Source organism: Achromobacter sp. EG18, assembly GCF_059759395.1.
Window position 1 is genome coordinate 410,306 of the sequence record NZ_CM186213.1, and the last position, 15,963, is coordinate 426,268.

General features: G+C 69.4%; 17 protein-coding genes. 2 read left to right on the plus strand and 15 right to left on the minus strand.

Features of this window, described 5'->3' with window-relative positions; all coding sequences use genetic code 11:
• From AC6CR5_RS01995 to AC6CR5_RS02055, 13 genes are all read right to left on the minus strand, one after another.
• Entirely contained in the window at positions 1-2,004 is a 2,004-nt protein-coding gene (locus AC6CR5_RS01995; RefSeq protein WP_238911065.1) for a heme lyase CcmF/NrfE family subunit, read from the minus strand.
• Positions 2,001-2,456, minus strand: coding sequence for a cytochrome c maturation protein CcmE (gene ccmE / locus AC6CR5_RS02000; protein ID WP_049055634.1), 456 nt, complete (start codon positions 2,454-2,456; stop codon positions 2,001-2,003). Before ccmE ends, AC6CR5_RS01995 begins: the two co-directional genes overlap by 4 nt.
• The gene (gene ccmD / locus AC6CR5_RS02005) at positions 2,453-2,614 is read right to left on the minus strand and encodes a heme exporter protein CcmD (RefSeq protein WP_020927183.1); all 162 of its coding nucleotides are present in this window, start codon (positions 2,612-2,614) and stop codon (positions 2,453-2,455) included. Before ccmD ends, ccmE begins: the two co-directional genes overlap by 4 nt.
• Positions 2,611-3,384: a heme ABC transporter permease CcmC gene (gene ccmC / locus AC6CR5_RS02010; RefSeq protein ID WP_150100251.1), complete on the minus strand. Its 774-nt coding sequence runs from the start codon at positions 3,382-3,384 to the stop codon at positions 2,611-2,613. Before ccmC ends, ccmD begins: the two co-directional genes overlap by 4 nt.
• A gap of 12 nt (positions 3,385-3,396) precedes the next feature.
• Positions 3,397-4,062, minus strand: coding sequence for a heme exporter protein CcmB (ccmB, locus tag AC6CR5_RS02015; protein ID WP_006394227.1), 666 nt, complete (start codon positions 4,060-4,062; stop codon positions 3,397-3,399).
• Positions 4,028-4,744 (minus strand): heme ABC exporter ATP-binding protein CcmA, encoded by a 717-nt coding sequence (gene ccmA, locus AC6CR5_RS02020; protein WP_024068526.1) that lies wholly within the window; start codon positions 4,742-4,744, stop codon positions 4,028-4,030. The genes ccmB and ccmA overlap by 35 nt, the downstream gene beginning before the upstream one ends.
• Entirely contained in the window at positions 4,731-5,363 is a 633-nt protein-coding gene (locus AC6CR5_RS02025; protein ID WP_006384989.1) for a cytochrome c3 family protein, read from the minus strand. Before AC6CR5_RS02025 ends, ccmA begins: the two co-directional genes overlap by 14 nt.
• A gap of 16 nt (positions 5,364-5,379) precedes the next feature.
• Positions 5,380-5,856, minus strand: coding sequence for a nitrate reductase cytochrome c-type subunit (locus tag AC6CR5_RS02030; RefSeq protein ID WP_006384990.1), 477 nt, complete (start codon positions 5,854-5,856; stop codon positions 5,380-5,382).
• A gap of 16 nt (positions 5,857-5,872) precedes the next feature.
• Positions 5,873-8,368, minus strand: a complete 2,496-nt coding sequence (gene napA / locus AC6CR5_RS02035) for a periplasmic nitrate reductase subunit alpha (protein ID WP_150100253.1) — start codon at positions 8,366-8,368, stop codon at positions 5,873-5,875.
• A complete protein-coding gene (locus AC6CR5_RS02040) occupies positions 8,352-8,669 on the minus strand; it encodes a chaperone NapD (RefSeq protein WP_006384992.1) in 318 nt (105 codons plus the stop codon). The genes napA and AC6CR5_RS02040 overlap by 17 nt, the downstream gene beginning before the upstream one ends.
• Positions 8,670-8,692: 23 nt before the next feature.
• Positions 8,693-8,851, minus strand: coding sequence for a periplasmic nitrate reductase, NapE protein (gene napE, locus AC6CR5_RS02045; RefSeq protein WP_006384993.1), 159 nt, complete (start codon positions 8,849-8,851; stop codon positions 8,693-8,695).
• A gap of 309 nt (positions 8,852-9,160) precedes the next feature.
• Positions 9,161-10,006 carry a beta-keto acid cleavage family enzyme gene (locus tag AC6CR5_RS02050; RefSeq protein WP_110059798.1) on the minus strand — a complete coding sequence of 282 codons (846 nt, stop codon included), beginning with the start codon at positions 10,004-10,006 and terminating at the stop codon, positions 9,161-9,163.
• The gene (locus AC6CR5_RS02055; protein WP_006384995.1) at positions 10,003-10,965 is read right to left on the minus strand and encodes a 3-hydroxyacyl-CoA dehydrogenase family protein; all 963 of its coding nucleotides are present in this window, start codon (positions 10,963-10,965) and stop codon (positions 10,003-10,005) included. The genes AC6CR5_RS02050 and AC6CR5_RS02055 overlap by 4 nt, the downstream gene beginning before the upstream one ends.
• 173 nt (positions 10,966-11,138) lie before the next feature.
• Here AC6CR5_RS02055 and AC6CR5_RS02060 point away from each other — a divergent pair, with 173 nt between their 5' ends.
• Positions 11,139-12,047, plus strand: coding sequence for a LysR family transcriptional regulator (locus AC6CR5_RS02060; protein WP_054508141.1), 909 nt, complete (start codon positions 11,139-11,141; stop codon positions 12,045-12,047).
• 19 nt (positions 12,048-12,066) lie between these two features.
• Here AC6CR5_RS02060 and AC6CR5_RS02065 read toward each other — a convergent pair whose 3' ends face one another.
• On the minus strand, positions 12,067-12,750 hold the full coding sequence (locus tag AC6CR5_RS02065; RefSeq protein ID WP_047992859.1) for a GntR family transcriptional regulator: 684 nt from the start codon (positions 12,748-12,750) through the stop codon (positions 12,067-12,069).
• 18 nt (positions 12,751-12,768) lie between these two features.
• On the minus strand, positions 12,769-14,544 hold the full coding sequence (locus AC6CR5_RS02070; RefSeq protein ID WP_054508106.1) for an IlvD/Edd family dehydratase: 1,776 nt from the start codon (positions 14,542-14,544) through the stop codon (positions 12,769-12,771).
• Positions 14,545-14,764: 220 nt separating this feature from the next.
• Here AC6CR5_RS02070 and AC6CR5_RS02075 point away from each other — a divergent pair, with 220 nt between their 5' ends.
• Positions 14,765-15,760, plus strand: coding sequence for a tripartite tricarboxylate transporter substrate binding protein (locus AC6CR5_RS02075; RefSeq protein ID WP_047992858.1), 996 nt, complete (start codon positions 14,765-14,767; stop codon positions 15,758-15,760).
• Positions 15,761-15,963: the final 203 nt, after the last annotated feature.

Below are 15,963 nucleotides of genomic sequence, written 5' to 3' on the forward strand. Positions count from 1 at the left end.
TCAGTAGCCCTCGCGCGAGGCGGCCGGCATGGCGCCGGCGCGGGGATGGGGCGCGCGCACCGTTTCCTGGCGGTAGCGCCTGTCGCCCGCCGCCAGCAGGCCGCCGAGCGCCATCAGCAGGCAGCCCGACCAGATCCACGCCATGAACGGCTTGACCTGGATGCGCACCGTCCAGGCCGTGGCGCCGGCCGGTTCGCCCAGCGCCACGAACAGGTCGCGGGAGAAGCCGCTGTCGATCGCGGCCTGGCTCAGCGGCATGTCCTGCACCGTGTAGTGGCGCTTTTCCGGGTACAGCGTGGTCACGGGCTGGCCGTCGGCGCGGGTGACGCGGAACTCGGCGCGCTGCGCGCTGTAGTTGGGGCCGCTGGCGGGCGCCAGCGCGGTGAAGGTGAAGCGGTAGCCGCCAGCCTCCTGCTCGGCGCCCAGCTCCAGCCGCAGTTCCTGCTTGACCTCGTAGCCGTTGGCCAGGGTGGCGCCGGCGATGAAGACGCCGATGCCGGCGTGGGCCAGCAGCATGCCGTACCAGGCGCGCGGCTGGCGCGCCAGCCGCCGCGGCCAGTGGCCGTCGCCGTCGGTCAGGCGCTGCCAGGCGTGCGCCGCCGCGCTGGCGACCGACCAGGCCGCCAGCCACAGGCCCAGGACCACCAGCGGCGAGCCCAGCCGCGCCGGGCCGGGCATGGCCAGCGGCAGCAGCACCGCCGTGGCCACGCTGACCGCGAACGCGATGCCCAGGCGCCGGCCCAGCTCGGGCACCTTGGCCTGCTTCCAGCGCGCCACCGGGCCGACGCCCATCAGGAAGATGGCCGGCGTCATCAGCGGCACGAACACGGCCTCGAAGTAGGGCGGGCCGATCGAGATCTTGCCCCAGTCCAGCACGTCCAGCACCACTGGATACAGCGTGCCCAGCAGCACCGAGGCGGCCGCCACGGTCAGCACCACGTTGTTGGCCAGCAGCAGCGATTCGCGCGACAGCAGGGCGAAACCGCCGCCCAGGCCGACCTTGGGCGCGCGCCAGGCGTACAGCGCGAGCGAGCCGCCGACCACCAGGGTCATGAAACCCAGGATGTACAGGCCGCGGCCCGGATCGACCGCGAAGGCGTGCACCGAGGTCAGCACGCCGGAGCGCACCAGGAAGGTACCCAGCAGGCTGAGCGAGAACGCGCAGATGGCCAGCAGCACCGTCCAGCTGCGGAAGGCGCCGCGCCGCTCGGTGACGATGAGCGAATGGATCAGCGCGGTGCCCGCCAGCCACGGCATGAAGGAGGCGTTCTCGACCGGGTCCCAGAACCACCAGCCGCCCCAGCCCAGCACGTAGTAGGCCCAGGCGCTGCCGAGCAGGATGCCGATGGTCAGGAAGGTCCAGGCCGCCAGCGTCCACGGCCGCACCCAGCGCGCCCACAGGGCGTCCAGCTCGCCCGACAGCAGCGCCGCGATGGCGAAGGCGAACGCCACCGAGAAGCCGACATAGCCCATGTACAGCATGGGCGGGTGCACGATCATGCCCGGGTCCTGCAGCAGCGGGTTGAGATCACGGCCGGCCATGGCCGGCGGCATCAGGCGTTCGAAGGGATTGGACAGGAACAGCAGGAACAGCAGGAAGCCGGCGCTGATCCAGCCCATCACCGCCAGCACCCGGGCGACGAAGGCCGGCGGCAGGCGCGCGCTGCGCAGCGCCACCGCCAGGGTCCAGGCGCTGAGCAGGTACAGCCACAGCAGCAGCGAGCCTTCGTGGCCGCCCCAGACAGCAGCGAAGCGGTAGGCGGCGGGCAGGTCGGCGTGCGAGTTGGCCGCCACGTACAGCACCGAATAGTCGTTTTGCAGGAACGACCAGGCCAGGCAGCCCATGGCCACGGTGGTCAGGCCGAACTGCGCCACGGCCGCCGGCCGCGCCACCGCCATGCCCGGCCGCCAGGCCGTGGCAGCGCCGACCAGCGGCAGCGTGCCTTGCACCAGCGCCGCCAGCAGCGCCAGGATCAGGCTGAAAAGGCCGATCTCCGGGATCATCGCGCGTCCGCCCGCGCCGTGTTGCTGGTGGCGCCAGCGGCGGCCCGCTTGAGCGCGTCGGCGGCCTCGGGCGGCATGTAGTTCTCGTCGTGCTTGGCCAGCACCTCCGAGGCATGGAACACACCGTCGGCGTCGAGCTTGCCTGCGGCCACCACGCCCTTGCCCTCGCGGAACAGGTCGGGCAGCAGGCCCTGGTAGGTGACGGGAACCGCGTGCGCGGTGTCGGTGACGATGAAGCGCAGCCGCAGGCCATCGCGTTGAACCGAGCCTTCCTGCACCAGTCCGCCGACGCGGAAACTGCCGCTGGCGGGCGCCTCGCGCGCCGCCACCTGGGTTGGCGTGAAGAAGAACACCAGGTTCGATTGCAGCGCATTGAGCACCAGCGCGACGGCCGCGGCCAGCAGGCCCAGGCCGCCCAGCAGCGCCAGCACGCGGCGCCGGCGCGGGCTCATCGGCCGTCCCCGGCGCGCAGGCGGGCGGCGCGGCGGCGCGCCCGCGCCCGGCGCCACAGTGTGCCGGCTTCCCAGGCGATCAGGGCGAGTGTGACGCCGTAGGCGCCCAGCAGGTAGGGGCCATGGCCCTGCAACGAGAACAGCGCGTCCCAGCTCATCGGCGCTCCCGGGGCGGTTCGGCCGAGGCCGGCTCGCGTTCGGCGATGATGCCGCGCACCCGCGCCAGCGACGCGGCCGCGCTGTACAGCCAGAACGCCGCCACCATCAGCAGCATGGCCGTCAGCATGACGCGGGCCATGCTGGGGGCGGTGGTCAGGTTGATCGAGGCGCCCTGGTGCAGCGTGCTCCACCAGCGCACCGAGAAATAGATGATGGGCACGTTGACCACGCCGGCCAGCAGCAGGATGGCGCCGCCGCGGTCGCCGCGGCGCGGATCGTCGCTGGCCGCCTGCAGCGCCATGAAGCCCAGGTACAGGAACAGCAGGATCAGTTCCGAGGTCAGGCGCGCGTCCCACACCCACCAGGCGCCCCAGGTCGGCTTGCCCCACAGCGCGCCGGTCCACAGCGTCAGGAACGTGAACAGGGCGCCGGTGGGCGCCAGCGCCCGCATCATCATGAACGACAGCCGCGTCTGCAGGATCAGGCCGAGCGCGGCGTACAGCGCCATCACCAGGTACAGGAACATCGACATCCAGGCCGCCGCCACGTGGATGAAGAGGATGCGGTAGACCTCGCCCTGCTGGCTGTCGACCGGGGCCTTGACCAGGCCCACGTAGAGGCCGGCGGCGGCGAACAGCGCCGCGGCCAGCCCCAGCCACGGGATCAGCCTGCCGGCCAGAGGATAGAAGCGCTGCGGCGCGGCGTAGCGCAGCCAGCCGGGACGCGCGGGCGGGGTCGGCAGCAGGGTGAGATGCGGGGGCGAATGCATGATGGCCGGTCCTCAGTCCAACGCCACGCGCAGCGCGGCCGAGGCGCTCCACGGGCACAGCAGCAGCGCCAGGCACAGGCCGGCGCCCAGCAACGACAATTGCGGACCGGCGCCCAGGCCGGCGTGGACGGCCGCCACCGCGCCGCTGCCGAAGATCAGCACCGGCACGTACAGCGGCAGCACCAGCAGCGGCAGCAGCGCGCCGCCGCGCAGGCCCAGCGTCAGCGCCGCGCCCAGCCCGCCGACCAGCGCCAGCGTCGGCGTGCCCAGCAGCAGCGACAACGCCAGCACGCCGATGGCGCCCGGCGTCAGGCCGAACTGCAGCGCCAGCACCGGGCTGGCCAGGATCAGCGGCAGGCAGCTGCTGAACCAGTGCGCGGCCAGCTTGGTGGCCACCAGCACGGGCAGGGGGTGCGGCGACACCAGCAGCTGCTCCAGCGCGCCGTTGTCGTAGTCCTGGGCGAAGGGGCGTTGCAGCGTCAGCAGGATGCCGAGCAGGGCGCAGACCCACAGCACGCCCGGGCCAATGGCAGCCAGCAGCGCCGGGTCGGGGCCGATGGCCAGCGGGAACAGCGAACCCGCCACCACGAAGAACAGCGTCGCGCCCAGCGTTTCCGCCGGCCGCCTCCAGGCCAGCCGCAGTTCACGGCGCGCCAACTGCCACAGCGTTGCCAGCATCGGCGTAGTCGTCCATGTCCAGGGTTTGCGTGTCGGCCAAGGCCAGGTCCGGGGGGCGGTGCGAGGCCACCACGGCCAGGCCGCCGCCGGCCAGGTGCGCGGCCAGCGCCTGGTCCAGCAGCGCGAGGCTGGCGGCGTCCAGCCCCGCGTCGGGCTCGTCCAGCAGCCACAGCGGCTTGCGCGCCAGCACCGTGGCGGCCAGCGCCAGCCGTCGGCCCTGGCCTTGCGACAGGCGCGCCGCCGGCTGGTCGGCGCAGGCCTGCAGGCGCCAGGCGCGCAGCGCCGGGCCGGCGTCGACCGCGGGCGCGCCGGCGATCGCCAGCGCATAGCGCAGGTTGTCGGCCGCGCTCAGTTCGCCGCACAGCCCGTTGCCGTGCGACAGGAACGCCATCTGCGCATAGTAGGCGGCCGGATCGCGGCGGATGTCGCGGCCGCGCCATTGCACGCCGCCCGCCAGCGGCCGCAGCAGGCCGGCCAGCATGCGCAACAGGCTGGTCTTGCCGCTGCCGTTGGCGCCGCGCACCCGCAGCAGCTGGCCGGGAGCCAGCGCCAGGTCGATGGGGGCCGCCGCGCCGCGCCGGCCGACCAGACCGAGCGCGCGCAGGCCGGCGTCCGCCGCGGCGTTGGCGCTGTCCGCCCCGGCGCCGGCCAGGGCGGCGAAGGGTGGATCAGCGGGCCGCATGCGGGCTTTCCGTTCCGTTCAGGCCGGGCACCGACGACAGTTCGCCGGGCGGAATGTTGGGCAGCTTGTGGGCGATGCCCTTGTGGCAGTCGATGCAGGTCTTGCTCTTGTCGGCCAGGTAGGTCGAATGCATGTTCTGGGCGCGCACGCTCTGGCGCGTGAAATCCATGTAGTCGTAGTTGTGGCAGTTGCGGCATTCCAGCGAATCGTTGGCCTTGAAGCGGGCCCATTCGTGCCTGGCCAGCTCCAGCCGCTTGTCGACGAATTTCTCGCGCGTGTCGATGGTGCCGAAGATCTTGCCCCAGACCTCCTTGGACGCTTGCATCTTGCGGGCGATCTTGTCGGTCCAGTTGTGCGGCACGTGGCAGTCGGAACACAGGGCGCGCACGCCCGAGCGGTTGGTGAAGTGGATGGTGCCCTTGAGTTCGGCGTAGACGTTGTCGCGCATCTCGTGGCAGCCGGTGCAGAACTTCTCGGTGTTGGTGAATTCCATGGCGGTGTTGAAGGCGCCCCAGAACAGGATGCCGCCGATGAAGCCGCCCACCGTCAGGAAACCCAGGCTGAAGTGCACGCTGGGCCGGCGGATGATGTTCCAGTAGCGCTTGATGAGTTTGACCATGGCGGTTCCCCGTGCCTTACTTCTTGTCGGACGCCGGGGCGGTCAGGCGCTTGAGGATCACGTCGATGTCCTGGTAGGTGTTGGACACCAGCGGTTTGGCCTCGGCCTGCGGCACGTGGCACTGCACGCAGAAGTAGCGCCGCGGCGACACCTCGGCCAGCACGTTGCTGTCGCGATCCATGTAGTGAGTCACGCTCAGCGGCGGCGCCTGGGTCTCCTCGGTGTTGACGCGGGCGTGGCAGGCCAGGCAGCGGTTGAAGTTCTTGTCGATCTGGTAGCCGTCGATGCTGTGCGGGATGGTGGGCGGTTGCATCGAATAGGTGCGCATCCGCTTGATGTCCTTGTTCTCGATCGGGCTGATCAGCGGCGGGTCGGTCTCGTCGGCGATGGGCGTGGGGCCGCGCATCGGGTCCTGTACCTCGAACGGCGGCGCGGCCCAGGCCGCGATGCTACAGGCTGCGCACAATACGAAAGCGAGGGCGCGTCGATTCATGGCTGTCTCCGGTGCGTCAGACCTTGACGATCTTGACCGCGCACTTCTTGAAGTCGGTCTGGAACGAGATCGGGTCGGTGGCGTCCAGCGTGACCTTGTTGATCAGCTGGCCGGCATCGAACCACGGCACGAACACCAGGCCGCGCGGCGGCTTGTCGCGCCCGCGGGTCTCCAGCCGGGTGCGCATCCTGCCGCGCCGCGAGATGATCTCGACCTCGACCCCGCGTCGCAGGCCCATGGCCTGCGCGTCATCGGGGTGCATGAAACAGACGGCGTTGGGAAAGGCCCGGTACAGCTCGGGCACCCGCCGCGTCATGGAGCCGGAATGCCAGTGCTCCAGAATCCGTCCGGTCGACAGCCAGAACGGATATTCCTTGTCCGGCGATTCGGGGGGCGGCTCGTAGGGCAGGGCATAGATGATGGCGCGGCCGTCCGGGTTGCCGTAGAACTCGAAGCCGGCGCCCGGCTTCACGTACGGGTCGCTGCCTTCGCGGTAGCGCCACAGCGTTTCCTTGCCCTTGACCACCGGCCAGCGCAGGCCGCGCACTTCGTGATAGGTGTCGAACGGCGCCAGGTCATGGCCGTGGCCGCGGCCGAACTCGGCGTATTCCTCGAACAGGCCCTTCTGCGCATAGAAGCCGAAGGCCTCGGCCTCCTGGTTGGCGTAGTCCTTGTCGCGGTCGGTATTCGGATAGCGGTTGACCTTGCCGTTGGCGAACAGCACGTCGAACAGGGTCTTGCCGCGGTACTCGGGCTTCTTGGCCAGGAGGTCGGCCGGCCACACTTCCTCGACCTTGAAGCGCTTGGAAAACTCCATCAGCTGCCACAGGTCGGAACGGGCCTGGCCCGGCGCGTTGACCAACTGGTGCCAGAACTGCGTGCGGCGCTCGGCGTTGCCGTAGGCGCCTTCCTTCTCCACCCACATGGCGGCCGGCAGGATCAGGTCGGCCGAGATGGTGGTGACGGTCGGGTAGGCGTCGGACACGACGATGAAGTTGTCCGGATTGCGGTAGCCCGGCAGCCCCTCGTTCATCAGGTTGGCGGCCGCCTGCATGTTGTTGTTGACCATCACCCAGTAGGCGTTGATCTTGCCGTCTTTCAGCATGCGGTTCTGCAGCACCGCGTGCGCCCCGACCTTCTCCGGGATGGTGCCGGCCGGCAGCTGCCAGATTTCCTCGGCGTGGGCGCGGTGCTTGGGGTTGGTCACCACCAAGTCGGCCGGCAGGCGATGCGAGAACGTGCCAACCTCGCGCGCCGTGCCACAGGCCGAGGGCTGGCCGGTCAGCGAGAACGGGCTGTTGCCCGGCGTCGAGATCTTGCCGGTCAGCAGGTGGATGTTGTAGACCATGTTGTTGGCCCACACCCCGCGCGTGTGCTGGTTAAAGCCCATGGTCCAGAACGACGTCACCCGCAGCTTGGGGTCGGCGTACATTTCGGCCAGGTCCTGCAGCGACTTCTTCGGCACGCCCGTCAGCTTGGCGGTGTAGTCCAGGTCGTAGCGCGACACGAACTTGGCGAACTCGTCGAACGTCATCGGCTTGGAGCCGCCGGCGTCGTTGGCGTTCTTGGCCGCCTTCTGCAGCGGATGGTCGGGCCGCAGGCCGTAGCCGATATCGGTATTGCCCTCGCGGAACACCGTGTGCTTGTCGACGAACTCGCGGTTCACGCGCTTGGTCTGGATGATGTGGTTGGCGATGTAGTTCAGGATCGCCAGGTCGGTCTGCGGCGTGAAGGTCAGTGTCAGGTCGGCCAGCTCGTAGGAGCGGTGCTCGAAGGTCGACAGCACCGCCACCTTGGTCTTGGGCGCCGACAGCCGCCGGTCGGTGACGCGGGTCCACAGGATCGGATGCATCTCCGCCATGTTCGAGCCCCACAGGACGAACACATCGGCGTTCTCGATATCGTCATAACAGCCCATCGGCTCGTCGGCGCCGAAGGTCCGCATGAACCCCACCGCCGCCGACGCCATGCAGTGGCGCGCGTTCGGGTCCAGGTTGTTGGAGCGGAACCCCGCCTTCATCAGCTTGAGCGCGGCATAGCCTTCCCACACCGTCCACTGGCCCGAGCCGAACATGCCGACGGCCTCTGGCCCCTTGTCCTTGAGCACGCGCTTGAACTGCTCGGCCATCACGTCGAAGGCCTGGTCCCACGACACCGGCGCGAACTCGCCATCCTTGGCGTACTTGCCGTCCTTCATGCGCAGCAGCGGCTGCGTCAGCCGGTCGTTGCCGTACATGATCTTGGACAGGAAATAGCCCTTGACGCAGTTCAGCCCCTTGTTGACCTCGGCATTGAAGTCGCCATGCGTGGCCACCACCTGGTTGTCCTTGACCGCGACGTTCACGCCGCAACCGGTCCCGCAGAACCTACAGGGCGCCTTGGACCACTTGAGCTTGGCCGCCTCCGACTCGGTCACGATGTTCTGCGTGTAGCCCACCACTGGAATCCCCGCCACCGTGGCGGCCGCGGCGGCGGCGGACTGCTTGATGAAATCCCTACGGGCCATTGCCATCGTCGATCTCCTCGTTCATCGCGGCCAGCGTGTCGGCGTGCTGGTACACCAGCGCCGACGCCAGCACGCCATCCAGTCGCTGGATCTGCGAGATCCGCGCCATCATGTCGTCAGTGGAGGGGGCTTCCAGCGTCACCACCAGCTTGCCCGTCTCGGACGCGCCATGGATCTCGGCGCCCGCGATCGCGAGCACCGCAAGGCGCACCTCGTCCAGCCGCCGCGGCGTGGCATGCACGACCAGGCTGGCGATATGCAATTCGGGGGAAGCCGGCGCGGCGGCCGGGGAAGGATGCGCGGACATGGGGTCGGTTCCGTCGGTACGCATCAGCTGCCCGGCGGACCGGCAAACAACTGATAGAACCAAACCATGAAACCGTAGCCCGCGACGATGATCACCGTAAGAACGGGGGCCATGACCGCCGTCAGGAACAGAAAACTTCGCAGTTCCTGCGGCTTCGTGTAGCCATCAGACTCGTTTGACACACACCACCTCACCAGACAGTCGGGGTATTGCGTTTAACGTGCGGATGTCGAAGTTTTTAGCAGATGCGTTTCAGACGCGTCAATGTTGCACCACAGCGCAATAATTCGCGGTGGCATTATGTGCTGATATATATAACGAGAGGAACAGCGCACTCCCCACTCATCCCCACTCAATAAGCGACTGAACGCGAACCCAGCCCCCGGACCCGCGACCGCGAACGGATCGCGTATGTCCATGCAGGCCGCGCAGGGCGGCCCAAGCAAGATGTCCATGGCCAGCAATCAAATACAGGCCGTATCAATCAACCGCTAACCAATCGCCCCATAGATCCGCCGCGCCTCGGCGGCATCCGCCACCGGCCGTCCCAAAGCAATCGCCCCTTCCACCGCCTGCCGCACCAACTCGCCATTTCCCGAAGCCACCGAACCATCCCGCAGCTTCAGATTATTCTCGAACCCCACCCGCATATGCCCCCCGAACGCCGCTGCCGTCGTCACGCAGGCATTCTCCTGCGCCCCGAACGCGCACACCGCCCACGGCAGCGAATGATCGTAGGCCGCCAGGAACGGCAGCAGGTCATAGGCCGACGACGTCTGTCCCACGCTGTAGCGCCCCAGCACGAACAGCACCGACCACGCGCCCGGCGGCACCAGCCCCCGCGCGCGCAGCGACAGCCAGCGCCGCACATCGCCCTCGTCGTACAGAATGATCTGCGTCATGATGCGCCGCTCGGCCACCCAGGCCAGGAACGCCGCCAGCTCGTCTTCCGGAATCTCCGGCACGGCGATCTCGCGCAGGCCGATCGACACCGCTTCCGGCTGCAGCTCGCGCACCAGGGCCATCTGCTCGGCCGCCTTGTACACGCCGGCCGCCTCGCTCGTCACCTGCACCAGCAGCTCGTCGCCGACCGCGCGGCGCACCGCCGCCAGCGCATCGCGGTAGGCCTGCGCGTCCAGCAGATGGCTGCCGTCCGGCTTGCGCACGTGCATGTGCATCATTGCCGCGCCCGCGTCCAGGCAGGCGCGGGCTTCCTGGGCCAGGGCCTCGGCCGTCAGCGGCACGGCGGGGTGGTCGGCGGCTTTCTTGTAGGCGCCGTTGGGCGCCACCGTCACGATGACGGGCGACTCGGCCAGGGCCGGACGGGGAATGTTCACGGCTGGATCTCCGGCAGTTCCGGCGCGATCAGGTCCAGGCCCGCGCGCAGCAGCCGGTCATAGCGCGCGCGCTCGGCGGCGATGGTTTCCGGCGTCCAGGCATAGAAGCCTTCGCCCGCCTTCATGCCGTGGCGGCCGTCGGCGGCGCGCTCGGTCAGGCAGCGCGCCGGATGGTCGTCATTGCAGAACGTCGGGTACATGGTCGCGCCCGCCGCCGCGTGCACGTCGATGCCGGCGTGGTCGCGCTGCATCACCGGGCCGGCCGCCAGGAAGCGGAAACCGAAACCGAAGCGCACCGCCGCGTCCACGTCCTCGGGCGAGGCGATGCCGCGGTCGATCAGGTTGAAGGCCTCGCGCGACAGCGCGTGCTGCAGGCGGTTGGCCAGGAAACCCGGCAGGTCCTGCCGCACCTTCACCGGCACGCTGCCGCAGCGGCGCATGAAGGCGATCAGCGCGTCGGCGCGGGCCTCGTCGCTGGTCTCGGCCATCACCACCTCGACCAGCGGCACCAGGTGCGCCGGCATGAAGAAGTGCAGGCCCAGCATGCGCTCGCGCGTGGCCAGCCCCTGGCCGATGGCGCTGATCGGGAAACTGGAACTGTTGCTCGCCAGGATGGCGTCGGGCCGCGCGCGGCGCACCAGCTCGGCGAACAGCGCCTGCTTGATGTCCAGCCGTTCCGGCACGCACTCGATCACCAGATCGACGCTGGCCCAGTCCACCTGGTCCAGGCTGGCGGCCGTGGCCAGTTGCGCCACCTGGGCCTCGCGGCCGATGGTCTTGAGATTGTCGGCCACCCGCGCCGGCAATGCGGCCGCGCGCGCCGCGTCCGGCTCGATCACCGTCGTGCGGCAGGCGGCGCGCGTCAGCACCACCGCCACGTCGGCGCCCATGGTGCCGCCGCCCACCACCACCGCATGCGCCGCGCCCGGATTGGGCAGGGCCTTCGCGTCCGTCTGCATGGTTTGCTCCTTGTTCTGAACCCGCTGTTGCATCTCTCGTCTGTGCCCGCGCTTGTGTCGGCGCGCATGACTGTATTGGGCGCCGAGTGTAGAGAAGCTTGTTTGATTGATGAATCAGATTTTTTGGATAGAATGATCGACAAATCGGATCAATGAGCCAGGCGCAGGACGGCATGCAGATCAATCTTTCGATGCGCGACATCGACACCACCCTGGTGCTGGGCCGCACCCTCAACTTCCGCCAGGCGGCGGCGCAGTTGCACCTGTCGCAGTCGGCCCTGTCGACGCAGATCCAGCGCATCGAGGAGGCGCTGGGCGTGCGGCTGTTCGACCGCACCACCCGCACCGTGCGGCTGACGGCGGCGGGCGAGGTCTTCATGCAGCAGGCCGCCACCCTGCAGGTGGCCTTCCGCGACGCCATTGCCGCGGTCAGCGGCATCGCCAGCGCCGAGCACGGCCAGGTGTCGGTGGCGGCGCTGCCGTCGCTGGCCGCGCGCCTGTTGCCGCGGGTGTTGATGGCCTACCGCCAGGCGCATCCGCAGGTGGCGCTGAAGGTGCGCGACACGCTGTCGGGGCCGGCCTTCGACCTGGTGCGCGCCGGCGACGTGGACTTCGCGCTGACCGCCGCCGATCCGCAGCACGCCGACCTGCATTACCAGCCGCTGATGTCCGACAGCTTCCTGCTGCTGATCCCCGAGGCGCATCCGCTGGCGCGATCCAGGGGGCCGCTGCGCTGGGCCGATACGGCCGGCGCAGCGCACGTGTCGATGGTGCATCCGAGCAGCGTGCGCCAGTACACCGAATGGGCCTTCCTGCAGAACCGCATCCGCTTCACGCCGGCCTTCGAGGCCGAACACCTGACCACCATCGTGGCGATGGTGGAGTGCGGTTTCGGGGTGGCGGCATTGCCGGAAATCGCGGCCGGCGCGGTGGCGCAGAACGGCATCGTGCAGCGGCCGCTGACCGGCCCCGTGGCCGAACGCTCGATCGGGCTGGTGACGGCGCGCAACCGCAGCCTGCCGCCGGCGGCCGCGGCGCTGGTGGCGATGCTGCGGCAGTATCTGGCTGAACAGGCGCGGTGAGGTCGCGGCGGGTCTGGTGTCAGGCGCCGCGGCGCGCCTGTTCCGACGCCAGGTAGGCGTCGCGCGAGGGCAGCAGGTGCTCGCGGCACAGCGTCATCAGCGCGGCGCGGTCGCCGTCGCGCAGGGCGTGGATCATGGCCCAGTGTTCCTGGCGGGCGCGTTCGCGGTAATTGGCGGCCGCCAGCGAACCGAAGCGGATCGGATGGGTGCGGCGCGCGTATTCCTCGATGGCCTGGCCCAGCACCGCGTTGTCCAGCAGCCCGAACAACTCGCGGTGAAAGCGCTGGTTGCTGCGGAACACGCGGCGCGCGTCGCCATCGGCCACGGCGGCGTCGTGCTCGCGCTGCACCGCCGTCAACGCCGCCAGCCGCGCGGGCGGCACCGGCAGCGGCATCAGGCTGGCGGCGTGCACCTCCAGCACCTCACGCAGCGCGTACAGCTCCATCACCTCGCGCGCCGAGAAGGCCCGCACCACCGCGCCGACGTTGCGCTTGCGCTCGACCACGCCCAGCAGTTCCAACTCCACCAGCACCTGGCGCACCGCGTGGCGCTTCATGTCGAAGCGCGCCATCAGCTCGTCCTCGGTCAGCCGCTCGCGCGGATGCAGCCGGCCGAAGACGATGTCTTCCTCCAGCGCGGCGACCGCCGCCGCCAGGGCGTCGGGCGCTTGCGGTTCGTGGGCGGCGGGGGTGATGGCGTTCATGGGCAAGGGGGAAAGGCGTTATTGCTTGGGCACGGTGTCGCGCGTGGCGCTGGCGCGCAGGAAGTCGAAGTCCACGCCCTGGTCGGCCTGGGTCACGGTCTGCAGGAACAGCTTGCGGTAGCCGCGCTCGGCGGCGGGGCGCTCGACCGGACCGGCGGCCATGCGGCGCGCCAGCTCGGCATCGTCGACCAGCAGGGCGATTTCGCGCCGCGCCACCGACAGGCGGATCCGGTCGCCATTTTGCACGTAGGCGAGCGGTCCGCCAATCGCGGCCTCCGGGGTGACGTGCAGCACGATGGTGCCGGCCGCCGTGCCGCTCATGCGGCCGTCGGAAATCCGCACCATGTCCTTGACGCCGGTGCGCGCCAGCTTCTTGGGGATCGGCATGTAGCCGGCCTCGGGCATGCCGGGCGCGCCGGTGGGGCCGATGCGCTTGAGCACCAGCACGTCGTCGGCGGTCACGTCGAGCGCCTCGTCGTCGATGCGGCGGGCCATGTCCTCGGCGTCCTCGAACACCACGGCGCGGCCTTCATGCTCCATCAGCTCGGGATTGGCGGCCGACTGCTTGATGATGGCGCCGCCGGGCGCCAGGTTGCCGCGCAGCACGGCCAGGCCGCCTACCGGATAGATCGGCGCGGCGACGCTGCGGATCACGTCCTGCTCGAACGGCGCGGGGGCGTCGTCCAGTTCCTCGCCCAGGGTGCGGCCCGACACCGTCAGCGCGTCCAGGTGCAGCAGCGGGCGCAGTTCGCGCAGCAGCGCCAGCATGCCGCCGGCGTGGTGGAAGTCTTCCATGTAGTGCTGGCCGGAGGGCTTGAGGTCCACCAGCACGGGCGTCTCGCGGCTCATGCGGTCGAGCCCGGTCAGGTCGATATTGATGCCCAGGCGGCCGGCGATGGCGGTCAGGTGCACGATGCCGTTGGTCGAGCCGCCGATGGCCAGCAGCACGCGCAGGGCGTTCTCGATGGACTTGCCCGTGATGATGCGGTCGGGCGTCAGGCGCGCGGCCGCCATGGCGACGGCGGTGGCGCCGGTACGCTCGGCCACGCGCACGCGGTCGGCGGTGACGGCCGGGGCGGACGCGCCGCCGGACACCATCATGCCCATGGCCTCGGTCAGGCAGGCCATGGTGCTGGCGGTGCCCATCACCGAACAGGTGCCGACGCTGGCCACCAACTGGTTGTTGACGTCGGCGATCTCGGGCGCGTCGATCTCCTCGGCGCGGTAGCGGCCCCAGTAGCGGCGGCAGTCGGTGCAGGCGCCGACCCGTTCGCCGCGGTGCGAGCCGGTCAGCATCGAGCCGGTCACCAGCTGGATCGCGGGCACGCCGGCGGACGAGGCGCCCATCAACTGCGCCGGCACCGTCTTGTCGCAACCGCCGATCAGCACCACCGCGTCCATCGGCTGGGCGCGGATCATTTCCTCGGTGTCCATCGACATCAGGTTGCGCAGGTACATGCTGGTGGGCTGCGAGAAGCTCTCGTGCACCGAGATGGTGGGGAAGTCCATCGGCAGGCCGCCGGCCAGCATCACGCCGCGCTTGACCGCCTCGATCAGTTGCGGCGCGTTGCCGTGGCACGGGTTGTAGCTGCTGCCGGTGTTGACGATGCCGATGATGGGACGCGCCAGCGCGTCGTCGGACAGGCCGGCGCCCTTGATGAAGGCCTTGCGCAGGAACAGTGAAAAGCCGGTGTCGCCGTAGTTGGTGAGCCCGCGCGCCACGCCGGTGCTGCGCGCGCCGTCGCTGTCGAAGGGGCCCTGGGCGGGCTTGCCGCCCTTGGTGTCGTCCGTCATTTTGCTTCCCGATAATATTATTGATAATCCAGGGCGAAGATCATATACAGCCTGGGAAACGCCCGGCAAGCGCTTTTGCGATAAATATTTATTGATCTCCAAATAAGATCAGTCGATAGAAAAATTCTGATTCATCAATCAAGATTGGCCTCCTACACTGGCGCGGTTGACGAGCCGGGCGTCCGTTCCATTCCTATACCCATCCCGGCAGGAGACCTACATGTCAGACCTGCGTCTGCGGCCCCGCCGCGCCTTGCTGCTTTCCCTGTTGGCCTTGTGTACCGGCGCCGCCGCGCCCGCCCTGGCCGCCGACGCCTATCCCGACAAGCCCATCCGCCTGATCGTGCCGTACCCGCCCGGGGGCGCCACCGACGTGATCGGCCGCGTGCTGGCGCAGGAACTGACCGGCGCGCTGGGCCAGTCGGTGATCGTCGAAAACCGCGCCGGCGCCGCCGGCAACATCGGCGCCGACCAGGTTGCCAAGGCCCAGCCCGACGGCTACACGCTGCTGATGGGCGCGCTCACCAGCCATTCGATCAACGCGGCGCTGTACCGCGGCCGCGTCACCTACGACGTGGAAAAGAGCTTCGCGCCGGTGTCCATCGTCGGCACCGTGCCGCTGGTGTTCGTGGTCAACCCCTCGGTGCAGGCCAATGACCTGAAGCAGTTGATCGCGCTGGCCAAGTCGCGCCCGGGCTACGTCACCATGGCGTCGGCCGGCAATGGTTCGCCGCAGCATCTGGCCGGCGAGATGTTCAAGCGCACCGCCGGCGTGGACATCCTGCATGTGCCCTACAAGGGCAGCGGCCCGGCCATGACCGACCTGATGGGGGGCCAGGTGCTCAGCATGATCGAGACCGTGCCGGCCTCGCAGGCCAGCATCAAGGCCGGCAAGCTGCGCGCGCTGGCGGTGACTTCGGCGCAACGCGTCGAGGCGCTGCCGGACGTGCCGACCGCGGCCGAGGCCGGCCTGCCGGGCTTCGAGGTCAGCTCCATGTTCGGCATCGTCGCGCCGGCCGGCACGCCGGCGCCGGTGATCGACCGCCTGAACGGCGAGCTCAAGAAGATCCTGGCCAAGCCGGCGGTCAAGGCTTCGCTGCTGAACCAGGGCGCCATTGCCGAATGGACCAGCCCGGCCGACGCCGGCGCGCGCGTGTCGGCCGAGGTGGCGCGCTGGACCAAGGTCATCGACGAGGCCGGGGTCAAGCCCGAGTAAGGCCTTGCGGGCGGGGGACGCGGCGGCACCGGCGCGTCCCTCGCGTTGCTTCATTTGCGCCACATGCGGGAAATGGTCACAAATTTCCGGCGTTATTGTTTGCATGGTGGACGCCGGGTTGCGCAACGGTCGTGAAGTTGGCTTTCCTCCCGTGAATCGTCCATAGCGCCAAGGGCGATGATGACGCTACAGTTGCCTGGGAC